The organism is Kaistia dalseonensis, assembly GCF_030814715.1.
Taxonomy (GTDB): domain Bacteria; phylum Pseudomonadota; class Alphaproteobacteria; order Rhizobiales; family Kaistiaceae; genus Kaistia; species Kaistia dalseonensis.
Genome location: NZ_JAUSVO010000006.1, coordinates 421,573 through 442,219, shown reverse-complemented (window position 1 = coordinate 442,219; position 20,647 = coordinate 421,573). Strand labels below are relative to the sequence as shown.

At 64.2% G+C, this 20,647-nt stretch carries 24 protein-coding genes; 4 read left to right on the top strand and 20 right to left on the bottom strand.

What is annotated here, in order from left to right:
* The 14 genes from QO014_RS21555 to QO014_RS21490 all read right to left on the bottom strand — a co-directional run bounded on the left by QO014_RS21555 (nucleotide 1) and on the right by QO014_RS21490 (nucleotide 7,497).
* On the bottom strand, nucleotides 1-267 hold the full coding sequence (locus QO014_RS21555; protein WP_266350810.1) for a hypothetical protein: 267 nt from the start codon (nucleotides 265-267) through the stop codon (nucleotides 1-3).
* Nucleotides 264-509 carry a hypothetical protein gene (locus QO014_RS21550; RefSeq protein ID WP_266350809.1) on the bottom strand — a complete coding sequence of 82 codons (246 nt, stop codon included), beginning with the start codon at nucleotides 507-509 and terminating at the stop codon, nucleotides 264-266. The genes QO014_RS21555 and QO014_RS21550 overlap by 4 nt, the downstream gene beginning before the upstream one ends.
* Nucleotides 506-790: a hypothetical protein gene (locus QO014_RS21545; protein ID WP_266350808.1), complete on the bottom strand. Its 285-nt coding sequence runs from the start codon at nucleotides 788-790 to the stop codon at nucleotides 506-508. The genes QO014_RS21550 and QO014_RS21545 overlap by 4 nt, the downstream gene beginning before the upstream one ends.
* Before the next feature lie 3 nt (nucleotides 791-793).
* A complete protein-coding gene (locus QO014_RS21540) occupies nucleotides 794-1,012 on the bottom strand; it encodes a hypothetical protein (RefSeq protein ID WP_266350807.1) in 219 nt (72 codons plus the stop codon).
* A 9-nt stretch (nucleotides 1,013-1,021) separates the two neighbouring features.
* Entirely contained in the window at nucleotides 1,022-1,750 is a 729-nt protein-coding gene (locus QO014_RS21535) for a DUF3164 family protein (protein WP_307258991.1), read from the bottom strand.
* On the bottom strand, nucleotides 1,740-2,057 hold the full coding sequence (locus QO014_RS21530; protein ID WP_266350806.1) for a hypothetical protein: 318 nt from the start codon (nucleotides 2,055-2,057) through the stop codon (nucleotides 1,740-1,742). Before QO014_RS21530 ends, QO014_RS21535 begins: the two co-directional genes overlap by 11 nt.
* A complete protein-coding gene (locus QO014_RS21525; protein ID WP_266350805.1) occupies nucleotides 2,054-2,275 on the bottom strand; it encodes a hypothetical protein in 222 nt (73 codons plus the stop codon). Before QO014_RS21525 ends, QO014_RS21530 begins: the two co-directional genes overlap by 4 nt.
* 9 nt (nucleotides 2,276-2,284) lie before the next feature.
* Entirely contained in the window at nucleotides 2,285-3,256 is a 972-nt protein-coding gene (locus QO014_RS21520) for an AAA family ATPase (RefSeq protein ID WP_266350804.1), read from the bottom strand.
* A gap of 47 nt (nucleotides 3,257-3,303) precedes the next feature.
* Entirely contained in the window at nucleotides 3,304-5,298 is a 1,995-nt protein-coding gene (locus QO014_RS21515) for a transposase domain-containing protein (RefSeq protein ID WP_266350803.1), read from the bottom strand.
* Nucleotides 5,295-5,759, bottom strand: coding sequence for a DNA transposition protein (locus tag QO014_RS21510; RefSeq protein ID WP_266350802.1), 465 nt, complete (start codon nucleotides 5,757-5,759; stop codon nucleotides 5,295-5,297). Before QO014_RS21510 ends, QO014_RS21515 begins: the two co-directional genes overlap by 4 nt.
* On the bottom strand, nucleotides 5,756-6,001 hold the full coding sequence (locus QO014_RS21505) for a hypothetical protein (RefSeq protein ID WP_266350801.1): 246 nt from the start codon (nucleotides 5,999-6,001) through the stop codon (nucleotides 5,756-5,758). Before QO014_RS21505 ends, QO014_RS21510 begins: the two co-directional genes overlap by 4 nt.
* Before the next feature lie 217 nt (nucleotides 6,002-6,218).
* Entirely contained in the window at nucleotides 6,219-6,356 is a 138-nt protein-coding gene (locus tag QO014_RS21500) for a hypothetical protein (protein WP_266350800.1), read from the bottom strand.
* Complete coding sequence (locus QO014_RS21495) at nucleotides 6,353-7,198, bottom strand: ParB/RepB/Spo0J family partition protein (RefSeq protein WP_266350799.1); 846 nt, start codon at nucleotides 7,196-7,198, stop codon at nucleotides 6,353-6,355. The genes QO014_RS21500 and QO014_RS21495 overlap by 4 nt, the downstream gene beginning before the upstream one ends.
* Before the next feature lie 2 nt (nucleotides 7,199-7,200).
* Nucleotides 7,201-7,497, bottom strand: coding sequence for a helix-turn-helix domain-containing protein (locus QO014_RS21490; protein ID WP_266350798.1), 297 nt, complete (start codon nucleotides 7,495-7,497; stop codon nucleotides 7,201-7,203).
* 140 nt (nucleotides 7,498-7,637) lie between these two features.
* Between QO014_RS21490 and QO014_RS21485 the strand changes: the two genes are divergently transcribed.
* Together QO014_RS21485 and QO014_RS21480 are read left to right on the top strand one after the other, a co-directional pair.
* Nucleotides 7,638-8,423 carry an XRE family transcriptional regulator gene (locus QO014_RS21485; protein WP_266350797.1) on the top strand — a complete coding sequence of 262 codons (786 nt, stop codon included), beginning with the start codon at nucleotides 7,638-7,640 and terminating at the stop codon, nucleotides 8,421-8,423.
* 10 nt (nucleotides 8,424-8,433) lie between these two features.
* Complete coding sequence (locus tag QO014_RS21480; protein ID WP_266350796.1) at nucleotides 8,434-9,159, top strand: hypothetical protein; 726 nt, start codon at nucleotides 8,434-8,436, stop codon at nucleotides 9,157-9,159.
* A 721-nt stretch (nucleotides 9,160-9,880) separates the two neighbouring features.
* Here QO014_RS21480 and QO014_RS21475 read toward each other — a convergent pair.
* Nucleotides 9,881-11,083 (bottom strand): pyridoxal phosphate-dependent aminotransferase, encoded by a 1,203-nt coding sequence (locus tag QO014_RS21475; RefSeq protein WP_266350795.1) that lies wholly within the window; start codon nucleotides 11,081-11,083, stop codon nucleotides 9,881-9,883.
* A gap of 217 nt (nucleotides 11,084-11,300) precedes the next feature.
* On the opposite strand from QO014_RS21475, the gene msrP reads away from it, so the two are divergent.
* Nucleotides 11,301-12,254: a protein-methionine-sulfoxide reductase catalytic subunit MsrP gene (gene msrP, locus QO014_RS21470; RefSeq protein WP_266350794.1), complete on the top strand. Its 954-nt coding sequence runs from the start codon at nucleotides 11,301-11,303 to the stop codon at nucleotides 12,252-12,254.
* A gap of 686 nt (nucleotides 12,255-12,940) precedes the next feature.
* Here the strand turns inward: msrP and QO014_RS21465 are convergent.
* Together QO014_RS21465 and trxB are read right to left on the bottom strand one after the other, a co-directional pair.
* Nucleotides 12,941-13,831 (bottom strand): LysR family transcriptional regulator, encoded by an 891-nt coding sequence (locus QO014_RS21465; protein WP_266350793.1) that lies wholly within the window; start codon nucleotides 13,829-13,831, stop codon nucleotides 12,941-12,943.
* A 39-nt stretch (nucleotides 13,832-13,870) separates the two neighbouring features.
* Nucleotides 13,871-14,848: a thioredoxin-disulfide reductase gene (gene trxB, locus QO014_RS21460; RefSeq protein WP_266350792.1), complete on the bottom strand. Its 978-nt coding sequence runs from the start codon at nucleotides 14,846-14,848 to the stop codon at nucleotides 13,871-13,873.
* 206 nt (nucleotides 14,849-15,054) lie between these two features.
* On the opposite strand from trxB, the gene QO014_RS21455 reads away from it, so the two are divergent.
* Nucleotides 15,055-15,519 carry an Lrp/AsnC family transcriptional regulator gene (locus QO014_RS21455; protein ID WP_266350791.1) on the top strand — a complete coding sequence of 155 codons (465 nt, stop codon included), beginning with the start codon at nucleotides 15,055-15,057 and terminating at the stop codon, nucleotides 15,517-15,519.
* A gap of 270 nt (nucleotides 15,520-15,789) precedes the next feature.
* On the opposite strand, the gene QO014_RS21450 is transcribed toward QO014_RS21455, so the two are convergent.
* From QO014_RS21450 to carB, 3 genes are all read right to left on the bottom strand, one after another.
* Nucleotides 15,790-16,341 carry a DUF1697 domain-containing protein gene (locus QO014_RS21450; RefSeq protein WP_266350790.1) on the bottom strand — a complete coding sequence of 184 codons (552 nt, stop codon included), beginning with the start codon at nucleotides 16,339-16,341 and terminating at the stop codon, nucleotides 15,790-15,792.
* Between the two features lie 15 nt (nucleotides 16,342-16,356).
* Entirely contained in the window at nucleotides 16,357-16,830 is a 474-nt protein-coding gene (greA, locus tag QO014_RS21445) for a transcription elongation factor GreA (RefSeq protein ID WP_266350789.1), read from the bottom strand.
* Nucleotides 16,831-17,090: 260 nt separating this feature from the next.
* On the bottom strand, nucleotides 17,091-20,405 hold the full coding sequence (gene carB, locus QO014_RS21440; protein WP_266350788.1) for a carbamoyl-phosphate synthase large subunit: 3,315 nt from the start codon (nucleotides 20,403-20,405) through the stop codon (nucleotides 17,091-17,093).
* Nucleotides 20,406-20,647 lie beyond the last annotated feature (242 nt).

The following is a 20,647-nucleotide window of genomic DNA, read 5'->3' as shown; positions in this document are numbered from 1 at the left end:
CTACCGGCCTGCGGCGCGGGATTTCTGGTCGGGATAGTGCTCGTCATCATCATCCTTCCATTGAAATTCGGGTGTCGCCGAAAGGCGGTTCTCGACCTCAAGAAGCCTCGCCGTGATGTCCTGAAGGCGGACGATCAGCACCGCATGGCGCGGTGAGCGAGGCTTGTGGCGGGCGAGCTGTTCGATGAGCTCCCGCCGTTCCGCGCGCAGAGCGTCGCAATAGGAGCGGTCGCTGTGGCGAGGAACGGCGGGAGCGGGCTGCATCATCGCCGCGCCCTGTCGTCGGTCAGCAGGAGCGGCTTCGGCGGCGCGGCGACCGTCCGGTTTCGAGGCGCAGGAGCGGGCTTATTCTGGTCGCGCTGCGCCTCAGCGAGCGCTTCCAGCACCATGCCCAGCCGGAGCGGGTCGCAGATCGAAAGCTCGATCTTCAGCACCGCGCCGGCCTTGTTCGATACCGCCGAGTACGATTTCACGCGGGCGTGAGCGAGATCCAGATAGAAGCTGGTCATTCCGCGCCTCCTGCGAGCCGGCGCTCGGCGCCAGCTTTCCAGTTGCGCAGCAGGCTGACCGCGCCGCCTGTGCTGGATGCTCGGACACCACCGAGACTGAGCGTCCAGTTATCGCCACGGCGGCTCACTTTTGCCGATTGCTCGGCTTCGAGATGGTCAAGGATCGCGTCGGCGGCCCCCCAGTAGGCCCGCAGGCCCTCATAGTCCTCGGCGGACACCTTCGGCAGCATCGCCAACTTGGTGCCGACCAGCCTGATGAATTGGTCGAGTGCGGCGTTCATCGCTCAGCCCTCCTGCCGCAGGTTGAGCGAGCCGAGCCGGAAATCGTCTTGCACCAAGTCCTCTTCGAGGATGCCGAAAACCTCAGCTGCCAGCAGTGTCGAGGAGAGTTTCAGCGTGAGGACGATCTCGCCGGCCTCTTCATACAGGTCGGTGACCACCCATTTCAGTTGGCCGGCATTTGCCAATGGCTCAGTCGTTCTTTCAATGTTCGCAGCACGCATGATCCGACCTCACGCCGCTGCCAGATCGATGGTGATCGAGCGCCACGGCCCGTTCGCCGTGTCGCGCTCGTGAAAGCGGATATACGTCTTCGACCCGATCACGCGGATCGAGTCACGCACGGCCGCCATCGCGTTCTTCCAGCGTTCGTCATCGATCTCGACGCGCAACAGCATGAACAGCTCTGCGCGGTTGATCTGGCCTTCCTTGTCGACCTGAAAGGCGCGATTGACGACGGCGATCAACTCGTCGCGCGATCCGGTCGACCAATCACCGAGGCAGGCATCGACAAGCTTCTTGGCGGCCTGCAACTCGGGTCCGAAGGTGAGCTGGTCGGCGACCTGAACAGTCACTTTCTGCCGCCCGTCGAAAGTTGAGAGCGAGATATTGCCCTTGGCGCCGCCGATGCTGGCGCCATATTGCTCGGCGATCAGCGCCTGCAGGCTCCCGACATCGTCGAAGCAGTGCCCCTTGAAACGGCCGATCTGCGCCGAAAGCTCGCGCGCGAAATCGATCATCTTGCGCACCGTCTGGTCGGTGAGCTTATCGGCCGGCTTGACGTTGGCCACGGGCACGAGGCGGCCCTTTGTGTCCTCCATCATAGGCTTGCCGCCGATGAAGACGACGCCGGGGACGTCCGGATCGGCGAAGCTCGCTTCGCCCGCCTGCTTCGCCTCGAAATCGGCGAGCAGAAGCTTCGCGCCGCGCTCGATCTCCTGGTCGGTCATTTCAGATGTCATGGTTGATTTCCTTCCGCTTGTTGATGGCCGGCCAGCGCACCGTGATGACGCGATAGCCGAGGTCCCGAATGAGCCGGTGGCGCTGGCGGATGACCGCCTCGCGCGCCCGCCGCTCCTGTTTGGCGGTCGAGCGCAGGCGCTGGCGGCGGATGACCGCCGCCGCCCGCCGCTCGGCCTCCGACGTGTCGGCAATCAGAAGTCGGATCATGTCGATCGAGAGGGCCCGCCCCATCGCATGATGGATCGCCGGGATCGTCAGCCCGCGCCGGAACATGCGCAGGACCATCTCTTGATGGGCCGGGGTCATGGCGACCTCCGGAACGGCACGACATTTTCGGGCAGGATCGGCTCGTGCCGGCGAAGGGGAGCGAGCAGCGCGAGCCGCTCCTCCATGTTGCGCGCCTCGATTTCGAGGGCGCGCAACTTCAGCAGATGGCCCTCGACGCCTTCGGGGCTCATCTCGACGCCCGAGCCCCGATATTCGTCGAAGGTGCGGCGCATTTCGCGGATGCAATCGGAGAGCATGGCGGCACCTCACGCGACAGCATCGAGCGGGGTCGATGCGAGCTGGTTCCAGGCCCGCCGAACATGCTGCTCGGAGAGCGCGTCCGCGCCGTCGCCGGCCGCTAGCATGGTCGCGAGGCGGATAACCTTGGTCATCTGACGAAGCGCGCCGGGCTTGGCCGCGACCAGCTTCAGCATCGAAACGACCCGCGCATCCGTGATCTTCCACGCTTCGAGCAGCGCGCAGATGTCTTTCGCTCGCGCCTTGGGCTGGCTCATGCGCATGCCGACGCGGCTGTAGAGCTGGGCGAATTGCGAGTTGCGCTCGCCACCCTGCAGGCGACTGAACACGCTCTCATTGCCGGCCACGACGACGCCGATCTGCGCTTTGTCGTGGATCGTGCGTAGCTGGTCGAGCGCGGCCGAGGAAAGGTGCTGGCCCTCGTCGATCACGATCAGGCCGGCCGTGCCGCGCAGCTTGGCGGAGATGGCGCGCGACAGATAGACCGACCGCCGCTCGGCCACGGTGACGACATCTGCGAGCGCCGAGAGCATGTTGTTCGGCGACGCCAGCACGGGCTCGGCGGTCACGACGAAGACGTTCGAGGCGCGGCGCGCATACTCCTCGATCGCCGTCGTTTTGCCGATGCCCGCGCCGCCGACGATGACGCCAAAGTCCGGCGCAGTCTGGGCATAGGCCAGCACGTCGAGAATGTTGGTGGCGGTCAGCGTCGCGACGAATTTCGGCGCGGCCGGCAGTGTCGCGGCCGTCCGTCCGCGCGCCTGACGCGTCTCCAGCCAGCGCTGCACGGCCCTTGCCTTGTCTACGTTATCGCCCTTGTAGGTGCCGCCGAGCCATGGGGTGAATGTGCCGGGCGCCAGCCCCGCTTCCCTGGCGATAAAGGCCTGCGTCAGACCTTCGCTCTCGATGATCTGCCGCACCTCGGAGCGCAGGGCCTCCTGCACGTCATCAGTGATGCTTTCCAGCGATGCTTCGAGCATGTATGCTTCCTTTCGTTGTAACTGACTTCTCGCGGCGCGGACGATTGCTACTCGTCCGCGCCGTATTCATTCGGCGAGGGCACGAGGCGCAGCGCCCGCAGCCCCCGGCCAAAGCTTTCAAGGTTTTCGTCCTGATCGAACTCGCGTTCCTCGGACGGCCGCACGGCCGCCGCGAGGTTGCCGAATGTCGGCTTGATGACCTTCGGCGATGGCGCGCGCTCGACCTCGTCGACGGTCGGCAGCATGGCCGCCAGTTCATCGATCGACAGTCGCCGCTCGGCCTTAAGCAGCTCTTTTTGAGCCTTGATCCAGCTCTTGCGAGCCCGTGCATGGTCGCGGGCCGCGCCGGTATCGGCGAAGCCGACTGCCTCGATCACCGGCGCCGCGACGAGATAGGCGCCATCGAGCCGATAGACGTGGACGGCGTCATGCAGCGCGTCGGGATCGAAGCGCAGCACCACCTTGTGGCCGACATGGTCGATCAGCCGCTCGTGCCAATACCGGTTGCCCTCCAGATGGACTGATCCATCCTTGCGCACCGTGACGCCCTCGGCCGCGAGCAGCCAGAGCCGGCATTGCTCGGGCGAGGCCTTGCGGATCATCGCGTCGCCATAGGAGGCGTTGAAGACCTGCGCGAACGAGTGCCGCCCGCCGCAGATCTTGGACTTGCGGCCGAGCCGGCTATTGTGCTCGGCGACGCCCTCGGCAACGATCTTTTCAAAGGTCTCGATCGGCACCGCGGTCGATCCGTAATTCTCCGGCTTCGCGTCGATCGTGTTGCCCGTCCACGCCCCGGCAAAGGCCGGATGACGGGAAATGCTGTCCGCGAAATCACGCCATGCGCGCTCGATCGGCTTGGACTGGCCGGAGTAAGGCGTGGTCCAATGCACCTCGACGCCAAGCGCCGTCAGCACGCCATTAGGGTCGCCTTCGCGGACCTTGAAGCGGTAGCGGTTCGGCGTGCCGCCCGTGAACCACTTGCTGGCGAAGTTGCGGCCGTTATCGAGCCAGCAATGTTCCGGAATGCCCCAATTCTCGACCAGATCACCGAAGGCCAACAGTACGGTCGCGGCGTTTTCGCTGGCGGCGATGCGCCACGACAGGATCATGCCGGAGTAGAGGTCCTGAAACCCCACCAGGATCGGCCGCGAAACCGTTCCGTCCGGCCATTTCGCGAACACATCGAACTTGTGGCCGTCGGCGTTGACGCCTTCGAGCGCGTGAAATCCGGAGCGGTCGCGCTCCTGGGCGGGATAGAGCCGCCGCAACGCCTCGACGCCTTCGCGGGCGAGCACCACCATGGTGCGCGGCAGCGCGGCAACGCGGCGCTCGAATGTCTTTTCCGATGGCAAGGTCCAACCCCTCTCTTTTGCGAGTGCTTCGAGGCGGCGCAGGCAAGAGGTCAGTGTCGGCACCTCGCCGCGCAAATAGTCGGAAAGAAAGGCCTGCCATGCGGCCTCCGGGATCTCGACCTCGGCCGTCCGGCCGGTAAATCGCGGCGCCAGAGCCGGGAGCCAATCCTTGCGGTCGAGCCCGGCGACGAGGCCGGCCCAGCCATAGAGGGTGCGCAACGAGACATCCTCGGCGCTCGCCACACTCATCATGGCAAGATCGCGGGCGCGCCCGGTCATCTGCAGATCGGCGACCGCCAGCAAGGCGTCCATTCGGCGCTTGGCCTCGGCCTTGCGCTTCTCCGGCAGGCCATCGAACCAAGTCCACTGCTCGGAGGCCGAGCGCTCGGCCTTGAGCGCGACGCGCTCCGGCTCGGCCGGCTTCTCGGCTTTGCGCAGCCGCCGCGCCAGCACTGTGCGGGCGCTGACCGGCAGCACGTCCATGCGGTATTCGCGACCGCCCCCTTTGCCGGAGCGACGGCGCCAGATGCCAAGCGGATTGGCCGGCCACGCAAGGTCGGGGGCGAGATGACCATTGCGCTCGATCATGAGCTGCAGGCCACGTTCCGTCGCCGGAACCTCGGGCGAAAGCCTCATGGCCGCTAGCTCGGCAGCCGTCCACCATTCGCGCTGGCTGTTGTCGTTGGTCACTGATTGCCCCCGGCCTTGAGCAGACGCCTTTGAAACTCAATCGCCCGATCCATCTCCGCCCGAGTTTCCAAGAGCTCGGCCATTTCGATCGCGGGCAGGTGGCGACGCTCGATCACGGCCCAGCCATGGCGCGCGGCGAGCAGTTCCAGCAGGCGACGATCCTTGGTCACGCCGAGCAGCGCATCGAGCCGCGTAATGCTGATGATCAGGTCGTCCCGGCTCTCGCTGGCATAGGCGTTGAGCACGTTTTCGGTGACGGCCTCGCCGAGATAGTCGGTCATCGCCTTGGCGACGTCGGCCCGTGAGCGGCCGCAGGCCTTCAGGGTCTCGCTCACGGCTTTGGAGAGCATCCGCGCCACGGTCGACGCCTTGACGCGCTCGGGGACATAGGCGGCAACCGGGCTGGCGGGGCGCCAGTCCAGCAGGTCCATCTGGTCGCGGTGACGCGGGCGCTTGGTCACGCGGCGCCTCCCAAATGGGGCAGCACAACAAAACTGGCCGGGGCGACGCCATAGGCCGATAGCAGCGCCGCGACGTCGATTGCGGGCGCCTCATCCGGAAAGACGAAGGCATCGGCGACGAACCAGCCGAGACCCGGCCGCAGGCAAAAGGCGTCGCTGCTCGCCATCACCTCGAACGAGCCGGTGAAATATGACATGCCGGTCGGCGAGACGGTGCTTTCGCGGGCGATGATCGCGCGCATTATTCCCGTCCTTCCATGAGGATGTCGGCGACCCGTCCGAACGTGTCGGGGGACCAGCTCTCGCTTATGGCGATCTCCGCGAGACGCCTCATGAGAACCTGCCCGCTGGCAGGGCTCTTCAGCAGTGAAGGCGGCACCCTCAGCAGCAGGGAAGTCGCGCCCGGAAACGGCGCCGTCTCGCGAGCCCGGCCAGATCGAAAAGCGTTCCACACACCCATCAGAGCCACCCTGCCAACCAAGCGACGATCGCGAAGATCAGAGCGTAGGTGCCGATGCAGATGCCGATGGCGGCAAGCCATGCAATCTGCTCGGGACTGAAACGGGCGCGCCAGCCGCGCGGGCGGATACTGGTCATTGGTCGTCCCCCTCGGTAGCGGCTGTGATCGCGCCTTGGCGCTGCAGATCGGCGATAAAGCGGGCGCGGGCGCTCTGGCCGGCGCGCCGCCATGCCTTGAGCAGGCCGTCAAACTCGGCGTCGCTGGGAGCGACTTGAGCGGCGCGGGCGCCGGTCAGCGCGGCATGGGCTGCGGCGACACTGCGCGGCGCCCCCTCTTCGCCCGAAAGCAGGAGATCGAGCGCTTTCGCCTGTTCGTCGGGCGAGAGCCGCAACAGCGCGTCCAGCTCGGCGCCGGTATTGGCGAGCCGGGTACCGGCGATACGGGCGCGGATCGAGGCCGGGATGGCGGCGCGCGCCACGACACGCTGGATCGTGCGCTCGCTATAGCCGAGGCGTTCGGTGACTTCGGCCGTGAAGCGCGGCGCCAAGTCGCCAAATATGGCGACTTGCTCTGAGACCCTGTCGCCGCCGTGCTTGGTCGAGGGGTTGAGCTTCTCGTAAAGCTCCTTTTTCGCGGCGAGGAACACCGCCCGATCGAGCTCGGTGAGCTCGGCGCGATAGAGGTTTTCGTCGATCTCGCGCATCCGCGCTTCGTCGGCGCTGATGTCGAGCACAAAGGCGTCGATCTCGGTCCATCCGAGCTCGAACGCGGCACGACAACGATGGCCGCCGACGATGAGGATATATGGCTTCTTGGCCTTCTTCGGCGCCGGCCGAACCTCGATCGGCGTCTCTAGCCCGCCCTTGGCCATGCCGGCCGCGATGAACAGCGCCTTCGCCTCGTCGACCGGCCGCAGCCTTTGGCTGATGTCGATATCGGCGAGCTGAATGCGGATCGGCGCTTTGGAAACGTCACTCATGTTTAAGCGGCCTTGTCTTTTTGACGGAGACGGGCTTCGGCGCTGCCTCTAGATTTCGATCCTGAGGCCGCCCTGATGCGGCGCGGCGTGCCGTCGGCCTCGTAGCGGCTGGGCCAGAGGCTGGAGGGATCAATGCCGAGAAAGGATGCGATGCCGGCCTGCACGGCCGGCCAGGGCCGACGCAAGGTCACGCCGACTGCGACGCGGCAATAGCCGAGACGCTGCGAAAGAGCCTCCATCGAGAGGCCCTTCTTGCGGATCATCGCCTTGATGTCTTCGGGGTGCTTATCCGCTATCATTGCTGTTCTGGAACCGGCAGGAGCGCCGGGTTTTTTCGAGTGCCAAGATTTGTGTTCGCAACATCAAGATACCAGAATTGGAATTCCTGTCCACGCTAAAACTGCTTCGATGTTCCAGAATTAAAACTATCGGGTAGCGTTTGCGTAAACCCTTGATGCAACAATGGAATTTGAAAGTCCGAATTGTGGAACTCGATCACGATGACAATTTCGGAGTTGAAAGCCTTAAGTCCGAAATAGCAGCCCGTTTGAGGGAGGCGATTCGGGCGGCGGGCGGCAATCAGGCCGTGGCGCAAAGGGCAGGCGTGCCGATCGGTACCGTGAATAATTACGTGCGAGCGGTCAGTGAGCCGAAGGCGGCGGCACTTGGGGCGCTGGCGCGCGCATGCGGCGTTTCGCTGGACTGGCTGGTATTCAACGGCGAGCGGACGACGCAGGCGCAGGTTCAGTTGCAGGCGCTGGAACGTCAGGAGCCGGACGCTTTGGTATCGCCAACGCGAGAGGATTTCGCGTTTCTGCCGCGCTATGAGGTTCGCGCGGCAGCAGGAAACGGCAAGCTGGCTGTCTCGGAAGATATTGCCGACATGCTCGCGTTCAGGCGCGATTGGTTGCGCCGCATCGGCATCAACCCGGCCACCGCCTTCATGCTGGCGGCTGATGGCGACTCCATGGAGCCGACAATTCCAGATGGCGCACTGATGCTCGTCGACGGCTCGATCCGTGAGCCTCGCGACATCAAAAACGGCGCCATCTACGTCATTATCCGCAGCGGCACTGTCATCGTGAAGCGGGTCCAATTCCGCATCGACGATTCCGTGGTGCTGATTTCCGACAATCCAGTTTATGAGCGCGAGACGATCTCGCGCCAAGACATGAACGACTTACACATAGCCGGCCGCGTCGTGTGGATCGGCAGAACGATATAGTGGTGGCAGGGTGGCTAAGAAAAAGAGATCGATATTCCGCAAGATTTTGCTGGGAACATTTGGCCTGTTGCTCTTCTTTATGATCGTAGGCCTTTTCGCCGAAAAGAAAGAGCATGTCGAGACTGCCGCGAATGCTGGCTCGGATAGCTTGGAAGTGCCCGAAACGCCTGCGCCTGCGCCCGCCGCTGTAGCAGATGCGATAGAGGCGCCGGCAGTGACTTCGCCCGCGCCAGTCGCAGAGGCTCCTGCCCAGGTAGAGGAGACGATCGCGACAAAAGCTGAGCAGGTTTCCGAGATCACACCGCCAACAACTCAGCGCTTTCACGAGGCCGATCGTTATATGACGCTCTGTCTGCAACCAGATGAGCGCGTTGAGTGCGAAAGAAACAAAGAAGAACTCCGCGCGCTCTACAACGAGGCTTATGGTGGCGACTATCAGGCACGACGGAACCTCGCTTATTTCCTGCAGGTTGGCACTGCCGCGATGGTGAAAAATGCGACGCAGAGCTGCACATGGCGGCTGATTATCGTGGCCAGCAGCGCAAAGCAGGTTGACCAAAGCGATTGGTCCAATATGAACCTGATATGTGGCAGGCTTTCCGAACAGGATCTCGCCCAAGCGAAGGCTCAAGCGGTGACGCTGACGACGCGAATGACCATGGGCGATCCAATCGATGACGAGACTATCGATACGACCGGCCTCGACGCGACGGCTCATCCGCTTACGCTAGAATAGCCGATGAACGCGTGCCGTCAGCCTCGCCCCTAAGACATCGATAAGAGGCCGTTACCATCGCCGAAGGAACGGCGCCCGAACGGTCTGTGTTCTGCAAACTCAAGTGTCATGCTGCCGCGCGCTTCCATGTTCTGCAAAATCTTAGGTCAGATCCCTTATGTCCCGCCGCTGCCCCGAAACTCCCAGCTTTCTGCGGGAAATCCCGCGCGGTTCCGCTCAATCCCACCTAATCCCGGTTCTGCAAGACCATGTGTCAGCCATCACCCGCCAGGCGCGGACAGTGCCGGATGATACGACTGTCGATTGCCGCGAAAGCGCTGAGCTGGGGCGGTGGGCCCCCTCTCCAACTCTCCCCCGCAAGCGGGAGAGAGGGCTCGGCTGAGCACTTCAACAGGATTGCGGCAGGCCGTGGAGCGGCTCCGGTCCATCCCCTCTCCCGCTTGCGGGGGAGGGTTAGGGAGGGGGCCCGCCAGGCGCGGACGGAGCCGGATGATACTACCTTAGATTGCCGCGGAAACGCTGAGCTGGGGCGGTGGGCCCCCTCTCCAACTCTCCCCCGCAAGCGGGAGAGAGGGCCCGGCTGAGCACTTCATCAGGATTGGGGCAGGCCATCGGGCTGCTCTGGTCCATCCCCTCTCCCGCTTGCGGGGGAGGGTTAGGGAGGGGGCGTCCCCGGCGAAAGTCAGGAGGGAGCCTCCGAGGCGCTGACAGACGGGGGAGGCTACCGCAGATTGCCGCAGAAGCGCTGGATGCGGGTGCAGGCTTCTTCCAGCGCTTCCGTCGAGGTCGCGTAGGAAATGCGGAAATGGGGCGCGAGGCCGAACGCCGAACCCTGGACGACCGCCACGCCTTCTTCTTCGAGGAGCGCGGTGACGAAATCCTCGTCGGTCTTCAGCAGCTTGCCGCCCGGCGTGGTCTTGCCGAGCGTGCCGGCGCAGGAGGGGAACACGTAGAACGCGCCTTCCGGGTTCGGGCAGACGATGCCCTTCGCCTGATTCAGCATCGAGACGACGAGGTCGCGACGCTTCTTGAAGATCTCGGCATTCTTCGGGATGTAGTCCTGCGGACCGTTCAGCGCCTCGACCGCCGCCCATTGCGAGATGGAGGAGGGGTTCGAGGTCGACTGCGACTGGATCGTGCCGATCGCCTTGATCAGTTCCGCTGGGCCGCCGGCATAGCCGATGCGCCAGCCGGTCATGGCATAGGCCTTGGAGACGCCGTTCACGGTCAGCGTGCGGTCGAACAGCTTCGGCTCGACTTCGGCGATGGTCGCGAACTCGAAGCCGTCGAAGACGAGATGCTCGTACATGTCGTCGGTCATGATCCAGACCTGCGGATGCCTGAGCAGCACGTCGGCGAGCGCGCGCAATTCGGTGCGCGTATAGCCCGCGCCCGTCGGGTTCGACGGCGAGTTCAGGATCAGCCACTTGGTCTTCGGCGTGATCGCGGCTTCGAGCGCGGCGGCGTTGATCTTGAAGCCCTGCTCCTGCGGCCCGACGATCTCGACCGGCGTGCCGCCGCCGAGCGCCACGATCTCCGGATAGGAGACCCAGTAGGGCGCCGGGATGATGACCTCGTCGCCGGGGTTCAGCGTCGCCATCAGCGCGTTGTAGAGCACCTGCTTGCCGCCGGTTCCGACCGTGATCTGGTTCGGCGTGTAAGTCAGGTTGTTCTCGCGCTTGAACTTCGCGATGATCGCGGCCTTCAGCTCGGGAATGCCGTCGACGGCGGTATACTTGGTCTTGCCCTCGCGGATCGCGGCGATCGCCGCTTCCTTGATGTTGTCGGGCGTGTCGAAATCGGGCTCGCCGGCACCGAGGCCGATGACGTCCCGGCCGGCCGCTTTCAGCTCGCGAGCCTTGTTCGTGACGGCAATGGTCGCGGACGGCTTGATGCGGGCGAGGCTATCGGCAAGGAAGGCCATTTTTCGGGCTCCGGATGGGCAGGTTTCGCACAGGATTTGTGCGGCGCGGAACCTAGTGCGCGCGAAGGGGGATGGCAAGGAAAACCCGGCTCCCCGTGCCCGGTTTCGGGGAAGCACGATCCTGCACGGGCGCCACGGCGAATTGATTTGACGCGAGCCGATCGACACCTAGCTCTAGCTGCGACAGGGTTCACCGAAAGCGAATGCGGAGAGACGCATGCTGATCAAGAAAACGCGTGGCTGGGAGATACCCGAGAGCCGCGTCACGCCGGAGGCGGTGTTCCTCAATCGCCGCGAGATCTTGGCCGCAAGCGGCCTCGGCCTCATCGCCGCCAGCCTCCCGGGAATGGCGCGCGCGGATGATGATCCGAGCGCCGGCCTCTATCCCGCCAAGCGCAATGACCGTTTCGTCGCCGGCCGGCCGATCACGCCGGAGGACATCAACGCACACTACAACAATTTCTACGAATACAGCACCGACAAGGACTTGGCCGATGCCGCGCAGGCGCTGAAGATCCGGCCCTGGACGATCGCCTTCGAGGGCATGGTCGAACAGCCGAAGACGGTCGGCATCGACGATCTGCTGAAGGTGATGAAGCTCGAGGAGCGCGTCTATCGCCATCGCTGCGTCGAGGCCTGGTCGATGACGGTGCCGTGGACGGGCTTCCCGCTCGCCGACCTCGTCGCCTATGCGAAGCCGCTTTCGGGCGCGAAATATATCCGCATGGAGACCTTCATGGACCCGGACATGGCGCCGGGCCAGAACCAGCCCTTCTATCCCTGGCCCTATGTCGAGGGCTTGAGCATGGCCGAGGCGACGAACGAACTCGCCTTCATGGTGACGGGGGTTTACGGCAAGCCGCTTCTGAAACAAATGGGCGCGCCGATCCGCCTGCATACGCCGTGGAAATACGGCTTCAAATCCATCAAGTCGATCGTCAAGATTTCCTTCGTCGAGGAGCAACCGCTCAATTTCTGGCAGCAGTTGCAATCCTCGGAATATGGCTTCTGGGCCAATGTGAACCCCGAAGTACCGCATCCGCGCTGGAGCCAGGCGACCGAGCAGGTCATCGGCACCAATGACCGCATCCCGACACAGCTCTTCAACGGCTATGGCGAGTTCGTGGCGGGGATCTACAAGGGCATGGAGAAGGAGCCGCTCTATATGTGAGTGGCGGTTGGCCCGGTTCGAAGACTCGCTTGAAGGGCTGAGCCCAAACCCTCCCCTTGAGGGAGGGTCGAAAACGCAAAGCGTTTTCGGGGAGGGGGTAGCTTTGGCGAAGCCAAAGCGTGTTTACCTATTCGGCGACGCATCCGATCGAGCGCCAGCATGGCGCCCCCTCCCCAAAACCGCTTCGCGGTTTTGACCCTCCCTCAAGGGGAGGGTTTGGACGGAGCCAGTTTGTTGGGCCTTAGCCACACACTGAATTCGGGAACCGCCACCCCAGAAAAGAAAAGGCCGGGCACTCTTGCGAGGCCCGGCGAGTCTTTGTTGCTGCGGCAGGGAAATGCGCAGCAAACACCTTCCAGAGGGGAACAGCTGAGGCCGAACCAGAGGCAGGGAGGAGAAAGCTTCCGGCCCGACGCATCAACTGGTCCGTATATGGAATGATCAGCCTGCCTAAACAACCGGCATGAGTGCATCGCAGCTATGCATTTTCGACATGTCGAAATGCATTCTTAATTTTGAGAAATTTTTTCTGATTCCGTGCCTGATATGCCGTCGGATAGAAAACGAACGCACGATAATCGGCCGAAAATAGCAAAAAATTGAAATAACCGAAATCACCGCTTGTTTGCGGTGCAGCATGAACCATGTTCATGCGGTGATTTTTTGGGCAGTTACGACGCGTGCCGTCAGAATTGCCAGTTCTGCGCCTTGGCGAGCATGAAGTCGCGGAAGGCGGTGACGCGGGCCGAATTCTTCAGTTCCGCCGGATAGCAGAAATAGGTCGGGAAGCTCGGAACCTGCGCGTCGGGCATCAGCTTCACCAGCTTGGAATCATCCCCGATCATGTAATCGGGCAGGATCGCGATGCCGGTGCCGCGTTCGACGGCCGCCTTGATGGCGTAGATATTGTTGATGCGCACGATCGGCTCGCGCGGATTATCCGTCGAGCGGCCGGCGATCTCTAGCCAGTTCACGTCGCGTATGTTCGGCGGCACGGGCACGCCGAAGGTGACGATGCGGTGCTTGTCGAGGTCGTCCAGCGTCTCGGGCTTGCCAAAGCGGGCGACATATTCGGGCGCGGCATAGACGTGATAGTGCGTCGTGAACAGCCGGCGCTGGATCAGGTCCGGCTGCACGGGCTGGCGCAGGCGGATCGCCACATCGGCCTGGCGCATGGTCAAATCGAGTTCCTGATCGTCGAGGATCAGGTGCAGATTGACCTCGGGATGCAGGTCGACGAATTCGTTCAGCCGCTCGGTGAGCCAGGTCGAGCCAAGGGCGACGGTGGTGGTGATGCGCAGCGTGCCGGTCGGCTTCTCGCGCGAGTCGGTCAGGCGGATGCGCACGCCTTCGAGCTTCATCATCACGTCCTGCGACGTGCGATAGAGCAGTTCGCCCTGTTCGGAGAGGATCAGGCCGCGCGCGTGGCGGTGGAAGAGGGGAACGCCCAGATCCTGTTCGAGCGCGCTCACCTGCCGGCTTACCGCCGACTGGCTCATGTTGAGCGCCTCGCCGGCATGGGTGAACGATCCCGCCTGCGCTGCTGCGTGGAATATCCTAAGCTTGTCCCAATCCATGGTGAGGCCGCTCCCCCTCGGCTTCGCCGCTTCTCACGTCTACTCGGCCGCCACGGCCTCGACGGCCGACATGTCGGCAACCGGATTCACGGCAAGCCAGCGCTCGGCCTCAAGCGCCGCCATGCAGCCCTGTCCCGCCGCCGTGACGGCCTGGCGGAAAATCTCGTCGGTGACGTCGCCAGCCGCGAACACGCCCGGAATGTTGGTCGCGGTCGAATCGGGCGCCGTCCAGATATAGCCGGATGGCTTCAGCTGCAGCTGGCCGCGGACGAGTTCGGTCGCCGGCGCATGGCCGATCGCCACGAACACGCCGTCGGTCGGCTTCTCCGTCACGGTGCCGGTCACGACATTGCGGATCTTGAGGCCGGTGACCGCCGGCGGGAACCCGCCCTTGCCGGTCACTTCCTCGATCACGCTGTCCCAGATCACCTCGACATTGTCGCGGGAGAGCAGGCGGTTCTGCAGGATGCGCTCGGCGCGGAAATGGTCGCGGCGATGGACGATCGTGACCTTCTTGGCGATATGGGCGAGGTAGAGGGCCTCTTCGACGGCCGTATTGCCGCCGCCGACGACATAGACTTCCTTGCCGCGATAGAAGAAGCCATCACAGGTGGCGCAGGCAGAGACACCGAAGCCCTTGAACTTCTCCTCGCTCTCGATGCCGAGCCAGCGCGCCTGGGCGCCTGTCGCGATGATGAGCGTATCGGCGGTGTAGGTCTCGCCGGAATCGCCCTTCAGCACGAAGGGGCGCTGCGACAGGTCCGCTTCGATGATGTGGTCGCTGACCATCTTCGTGCCGACATGCTCGGCCTGCGCGCGCATCTGCTCCATGAGCCAGGGGCCCTGGATCACATCGGCGAAGCCGGGATAATTCTCGACATCGGTGGTAATGGTGAGCTGACCGCCCGGCTGGACGCCGGCGATGAGCATCGGCTCCAGCATGGCGCGCGCCGCATAGATCGCGGCGGTGTATCCGGCAGGGCCAGAACCGACGATGATGAGTTTTGCGTGCTGCATGATGGGCCTGAGATGGGTGCGAGTCGCAGGTTTTTGAAGACCTGAGACTTTAGAGGGTTGTGCATTATGCATGCAAGGTTGCGAGCCATGCGATCTTGTGTGTTCTCACCAACAATTGTTTCCGAATCATGGCGCTTCGGACAGAATCGAAATGAGCCGTCGATGATCTTTCTTTCCCTTCCCGGTACAGGCTCGAGGCCAGACGCGTGAAAGCCCATCTCGACGCCATCGACTGGAAGATCCTCAAGGAATTGCAGGCCGACGGACGCATCACCAATGTGGAGCTGGCGCGTCGCGTCGGCATCTCGGCGCCACCCTGCCTGAGGCGCATGCGGGCGCTCGAGGAGGCCGGCATCATCGAGGGCTATCGCGCCCTCGTTGACGAGAAGGCACTCGGCTATGACGTCACCGTTTTCGCCATGGTCGGGCTCTCCAGCCAGGCGGAGGTCGACCTCAACGGCTTCGTCGAGCGGGTCAAGGGTTGGTCGATCGTCCGCGAATGCTACATGCTGTCGGGCGAAGCTGATTTCATCATGAAATGCGTGGCGCCGAGCCTGCGCGCCTTCCAGGCCTTCATCGAGGAACTGACCGGGGCGGCAAATGTCGCGAGCGTGCGCACGTCGCTGACCATCCGCCGCGTCAAGGACGAGCCGCTGGTTCCGATCGGGTAGGGGCTCGCGCGGCGTCGGGAAGGCGTGCCTCTTCCTTAACCCGCCCCTTGCGGGCGGGTCGAAAGTGCGGAGCACTTTCGGGGCGGGGTTAGCCTTGGCGAAGCCGAGGCGTGCTGACTGGCAAGTGCTACTTTCCTGACAAATCTGTGTCCGTCCCCGCGCACAGCGACCCCGCCCCAAAACCGCAAGGGCGGTTTTGACCCGCCCGCAAGGGGCGGGTTAAGCGGAGCGTGGCATAGCGCTGTGCGCAACACGAGCGAGCGCGGGCCCTTAAGCCCCTACCATCGCGCCGATCTTCAAGACCGTATTCCAGTTCCGGCCGGTGGCCCGCGTGCCGAGCTTTCGCTCGATCACGGCAGTGGTGAGCTTTGATCGGCCGATGCCGTCGGGATAGGCGGCGTAGAGCGTCCGTCCGACCAGTTCGGCCGGCTCGCGGCCCTTGATGGCGGCGCGAAGCGCCTCGATGGTGTCGGGTTCAGGTGCCGTCTTGAGCAGCAGGGCGATCAGATGAGACGGGTCGTCCTTCGCCTCTTGTGGAAACGGATTGGCCGCGATCAGTTCGGCCCATTCGCCGCCCGAGCGCACCAGAACATCCGTGTCGAGGCCGAGCGCCTCGCGCGCGGCGGCCTCGAGCTTCTTTTCAAGGTCTTGGTCAGGCGCGTCCGGGCCGGTGAAGACGATATTGCCCGTCTGCAGCAGCGTGGCGACGTCCTGGAAGCCCTGTGCCTCGAAGAGCGCGCGCAGCTCCGCCATGCCGACCTTGCCGGAGCCGCCCACATTGATCGCGCGCAGAAGGGCGATATGCGGGACGGCCCTGGTCAAGCCGGATGCGGCTTCCTAGCGGAAGCCGACCTCCAGGATCTCATAGGAGCGCTCGCCGCCGGGCGCACTCACCGCGACGGTGTCGCCGGCGGACTTGCCAATCAGCGCACGGGCGATCGGCGAGGAGATCGAGATGCGGCCCGAGCGGACATCGGCTTCGAGGTCACCGACGATCTGGTAAACCTTCTCTTCCTCGGTGTCCTCGTCGATGAGCTTCACCGTGGCGCCGAACTTGACCGTCTTGCCCGAGAGCTTGGACACATCGATGATCTCGGCACGCGAGAGCTTGTCCTCCAATTCGGCGATCCGGCCCTCATTGTGGCTCTGCGCTTCCTTGGCGGAGTGATATTCGGCGTTTTCCGAGAGGTCGCCATGGGCCCGCGCTTCCGAGATCGCTGCGATGATGCGCGGGCGCTCTTCGGACGTGAGACGCTTCAGCTCCACTTCGAGAGCCGCATGACCACGCGTGGTCATAGGAACCTTTTCCATGGTCTTCCAAACCTTTTCTTCGTTTCTTGGTCCTCGCAGAGACCGCGAGGACACAATAATTCACGGTGCCGGTCCCGCTGGGGCCAGCCCCCTGACATGAATCGCGACTGCGACGTGGTGAGCGCGGCGCCGCTTCGAGCGACCGCGTCTCCTGCCTCTCCGGAGAGAAAGGCAGCGAAAGAGTGTCGTCTACCCTCGCCGGAAGCGCAAGAGGTGATCACGGGCCGGTTGCCGGCCCGTGATGAGGCGGTCGCCGGGCGTCAGGCCGCGGTGAAATAAGCCTGCAGCGGCCGCACTTCAAGAACGCCGGTCGCATAGGCCTCGATGCCGAGCGAGGCCGCGATCGCTCCGGAGAGCGTCGTATAGTAGGGCACCTTGTGCAGCAGGGCCGCGCGGCGCATGGCGCGGCTGTCGCCGAGCGCGCGGGCGCCCTCGGTGGTGTTGAAGACCAGCTGCACCTCGCCGTTCTTGATCGCGTCGACGATGTGCGGACGACCTTCCAGCACCTTGTTGATCTTGGCGCAGGGAATGCCCTCGTCCGTCAGGAAGCGCTGCGTGCCGCTGGTGCCGATGATCCTGAAGCCGAGCGCGTGCAGGCGGCGCATCGGCTCGACGATGCCGGCCTTGTCGGCGTCGCGCATCGAGACGAACACCGTTCCCGAGACCGGCAGCGCGCTGCCGGCGCCGAGCTGGCTCTTGGCGAAGGCGATGGCATAGTCGCGATCGAGGCCCATGACCTCGCCGGTCGAACGCATCTCCGGCCCGAGCAGCGTATCGACGCCGGGGAAGCGGGCAAACGGGAACACGGCTTCCTTGACGGCGATATGGTCGCGCTTGGTCGCCTTCAGGCCGAAGCTCTCGAGGCTTTCGCCGGCCATGACCCGCGCCGCGATCTTGGCGATCGGCGTGCCGATCGTCTTGGCGACGAAGGGCACCGTGCGGGAGGCGCGCGGGTTCACTTCGAGCACGTAGATCTCGCCGTCCTTGATCGCGTACTGCACGTTCATCAGGCCGCCGACCTTGAGCGCCAGGGCGAGCTTGGCGGTCTGCGCCTCGAGCTCGGCCAACTGGCCGGCCGAGAGCGAGTGCGGCGGCAGCGAGCAGGCCGAGTCGCCCGAATGGATGCCGGCCTCCTCGATATGCTCCATGATGCCGGCGACGAACACCGTCTTGCCGTCGCAGAGCGCGTCGACATCGACCTCGATCGCGTCGGAGAGGTAGCGGTCGAACAGCAGCGGGTTCTTGCCGAGCAGCGTGTTGATCTGGCCGGTCTTGTCGTTCGGATAGCGTGCCTTGACGTCCGAGGGCACCAGCTCCGGCAGCGTGCCGAGCAGGTAGTCCGACAGCGTCTCGTCCTCGCGGATCACCTGCATGGCGCGGCCGCCGAGCACATAGGACGGGCGCACGACGAGCGGATAGCCGAGATCGGCCACCACGAGGCGCGCCTGCTCCACCGAATAGGCGATGCCGTTCTTCGGCTGGCGGATGCCGAGCTTCACCAGGAGCTTCGAGAAGCGGTCGCGGTCCTCGGCGAGGTCGATCGCGTCCGGCGAAGTGCCGAGGATCGGCACGCCGGCTGCTTCCAGCGCGCCGGCGAGCTTCAGCGGCGTTTGGCCGCCGAACTGCACGATCACGCCGTGCAGCGTGCCCTTCGACTGCTCGACGCGAATGATCTCCAGCACGTCCTCGGCCGTCAGCGGCTCGAAATAGAGCCGGTCCGACGTGTCGTAGTCGGTCGAGACCGTCTCGGGATTGCAGTTGATCATGATCGCTTCATAGCCGGCATCGCGCAACGCGAAGGCGGCATGGCAGCAGCAATAATCGAACTCGATGCCCTGGCCGATCCGGTTCGGACCGCCACCCAGGATGATGACTTTCTTCGCGTCCGACGGCTCGGCCTCGCTCACCGGCGCGCCGATGAAGGGCGTCTCGTAGGTCGAGTACATATAGGGCGTGGGCGAGGCGAATTCGGCCGCGCAGGTATCGATCCGCTTGTAGACCGGATGAACATCGAGGCTGCTGCGGATCGCGGTGACGTCGCTCTCGGTCTTGCCGGAGAGGCTCGCGAGCCGCTGGTCGGAGAAGCCCATCGCCTTCAGGCGGCGGAACGAGCCGGCCGTCTTGGGGAGGCCGTGCATGCGCACCTTGAGCTCGGTGTCGATGAGGCCCTTGATCTCGCGCAGGAACCACGGGTCGATCTTGCAGCTCTCATGCACCTGCTCGACGGAGATACCGAGCCGGAGCGCCTGGGCGGCCTTGAGCAGCCGGTCGGGCGTCGGCGTGCCGAGCGCGGCGCGGATGGCGTTGCGATCATCGCCCTGGCCGAGGCCGGGGATCTCGACCTCGTCGAGACCGGAAAGGCCCGTCTCCAGGCCGCGCAGCGCCTTCTGCAGCGATTCCTGGAAGGTGCGGCCGATCGCCATCACCTCGCCGACCGACTTCATCGCGGTGGTCAGGATGGGGGAGGCGCCGGGGAACTTCTCGAAGGCGAAGCGCGGGATCTTGGTGACGACATAGTCGATCGTCGGCTCGAACGAGGCCGGGGTGGCGCCGCCCGTGATGTCGTTCTCGAGCTCGTCGAGCGTGTAGCCGACAGCGAGCTTCGCCGCGACCTTGGCGATCGGGAAGCCGGTCGCCTTGGAGGCGAGCGCGGAGGAGCGCGAGACGCGCGGGTTCATCTCGATGACGATCAGCCGGCCATCTTCCGGATTGACCGCGAACTGCACGTTCGAGCCGCCGGTTTCGACGCCGATCTCGCGCAGCACCGCAAGCGATGCGTCGCGCATGATCTGGTATTCCTTGTCGGTGAGCGTCAGCGCCGGCGCGACGGTGATCGAATCGCCGGTATGGACGCCCATCGGATCGATGTTCTCGATCGAGCAGATGATGATGCAGTTGTCCTTCTTGTCGCGGACAACCTCCATCTCATATTCCTTCCAGCCGAGGACGCTCTCCTCGATCAGGACCTCATTGGTCGGCGAGGCGTCGACGCCGCGCTCGACGATCTCGATGAACTCCTCGCGCGTATAGGCGATGCCGCCGCCGGTGCCGCCGAGCGTGAAGGACGGGCGGATGATGGCGGGCAGGCCGATCGCATCGAGCGCCGGCAGCGCTTCGGCGAGCGAATGGGCGAGGCGCGAGCGCGGCGTCTCCAGCCCGATCTTGGTCATCGCATCGCGGAAGAGCTGGCGATCCTCGGCCTTGTCGATCGCATGCGCGGTCGCGCCGATCATCTCGACATTGTACTTGTCGAGCACGCCCATCTTCTTGAGCGACAGCGCGGTGTTGAGCGCCGTCTGGCCACCCATCGTCGGCAGCAGCGCGTCGGGGCGCTCCTTCTCGATGATCTTGGCGACGATCTCCGGCGTGATCGGCTCGATATAGGTCGCGTGCGCCAGATCCGGATCGGTCATGATCGTCGCCGGATTGGAGTTCACGAGGATGATTCGGTAGCCCTCGTCCTTGAGCGCCTTGCAGGCCTGTGTGCCGGAATAATCGAACTCGCAGGCCTGCCCGATGATGATGGGGCCGGCTCCGATGATGAGGATCGACTTGATATCTGTACGTTTCGGCAATTTGGTCTCGCGCGTGGCAAAACCCCGTCGCGGCAGGCCGTGCGGGGCGTCAAGCAGGGGGCGTTCAGGCTAGAGCGGCCTTATAGGGGAAAAGACCCCGAGGGGGAACCCCTTGTGGCAGAGGTGGCAGGGCAGGGCGGAGGCAGACTATCCGGGATAGCCGGAACGGATCGGCGCGGCCGTCGTTTGCGGCGGTGCTGCGGGCCGATCAGCGCCGTGGTACAAACCGGCGGGGCAGGCGC

Bases quoted from the DNA above. Each gene is read 5' to 3' on its own strand.
- QO014_RS21495 (WP_266350799.1), bottom strand. From the start codon at position 7,198: ATGAGTGACGTTTCCAAAGCGCCGATCCGCATTCAGCTCGCCGATATC.
- QO014_RS21545 (WP_266350808.1), bottom strand. From the start codon at position 790: ATGAACGCCGCACTCGACCAATTCATCAGGCTGGTCGGCACCAAGTTG.
- QO014_RS21505 (WP_266350801.1), bottom strand. From the start codon at position 6,001: ATGCGCGCGATCATCGCCCGCGAAAGCACCGTCTCGCCGACCGGCATG.
- QO014_RS21475 (WP_266350795.1), bottom strand. From the start codon at position 11,083: ATGGCCTTCCTTGCCGATAGCCTCGCCCGCATCAAGCCGTCCGCGACC.
- greA (WP_266350789.1), bottom strand. From the start codon at position 16,830: ATGGAAAAGGTTCCTATGACCACGCGTGGTCATGCGGCTCTCGAAGTG.
- QO014_RS21540 (WP_266350807.1), bottom strand. From the start codon at position 1,012: ATGCGTGCTGCGAACATTGAAAGAACGACTGAGCCATTGGCAAATGCC.
- trxB (WP_266350792.1), bottom strand. From the start codon at position 14,848: ATGCAGCACGCAAAACTCATCATCGTCGGTTCTGGCCCTGCCGGATAC.
- QO014_RS21535 (WP_307258991.1), bottom strand. From the start codon at position 1,750: ATGACATCTGAAATGACCGACCAGGAGATCGAGCGCGGCGCGAAGCTT.
- QO014_RS21465 (WP_266350793.1), bottom strand. From the start codon at position 13,831: ATGGATTGGGACAAGCTTAGGATATTCCACGCAGCAGCGCAGGCGGGA.
- msrP (WP_266350794.1), top strand. From the start codon at position 11,301: ATGCTGATCAAGAAAACGCGTGGCTGGGAGATACCCGAGAGCCGCGTC.
- QO014_RS21555 (WP_266350810.1), bottom strand. From the start codon at position 267: ATGATGCAGCCCGCTCCCGCCGTTCCTCGCCACAGCGACCGCTCCTAT.
- QO014_RS21500 (WP_266350800.1), bottom strand. From the start codon at position 6,356: ATGACCAGTATCCGCCCGCGCGGCTGGCGCGCCCGTTTCAGTCCCGAG.
- QO014_RS21525 (WP_266350805.1), bottom strand. From the start codon at position 2,275: ATGCTCTCCGATTGCATCCGCGAAATGCGCCGCACCTTCGACGAATAT.
- QO014_RS21520 (WP_266350804.1), bottom strand. From the start codon at position 3,256: ATGCTCGAAGCATCGCTGGAAAGCATCACTGATGACGTGCAGGAGGCC.
- QO014_RS21550 (WP_266350809.1), bottom strand. From the start codon at position 509: ATGACCAGCTTCTATCTGGATCTCGCTCACGCCCGCGTGAAATCGTAC.
- QO014_RS21490 (WP_266350798.1), bottom strand. From the start codon at position 7,497: ATGATAGCGGATAAGCACCCCGAAGACATCAAGGCGATGATCCGCAAG.
- QO014_RS21530 (WP_266350806.1), bottom strand. From the start codon at position 2,057: ATGACCCCGGCCCATCAAGAGATGGTCCTGCGCATGTTCCGGCGCGGG.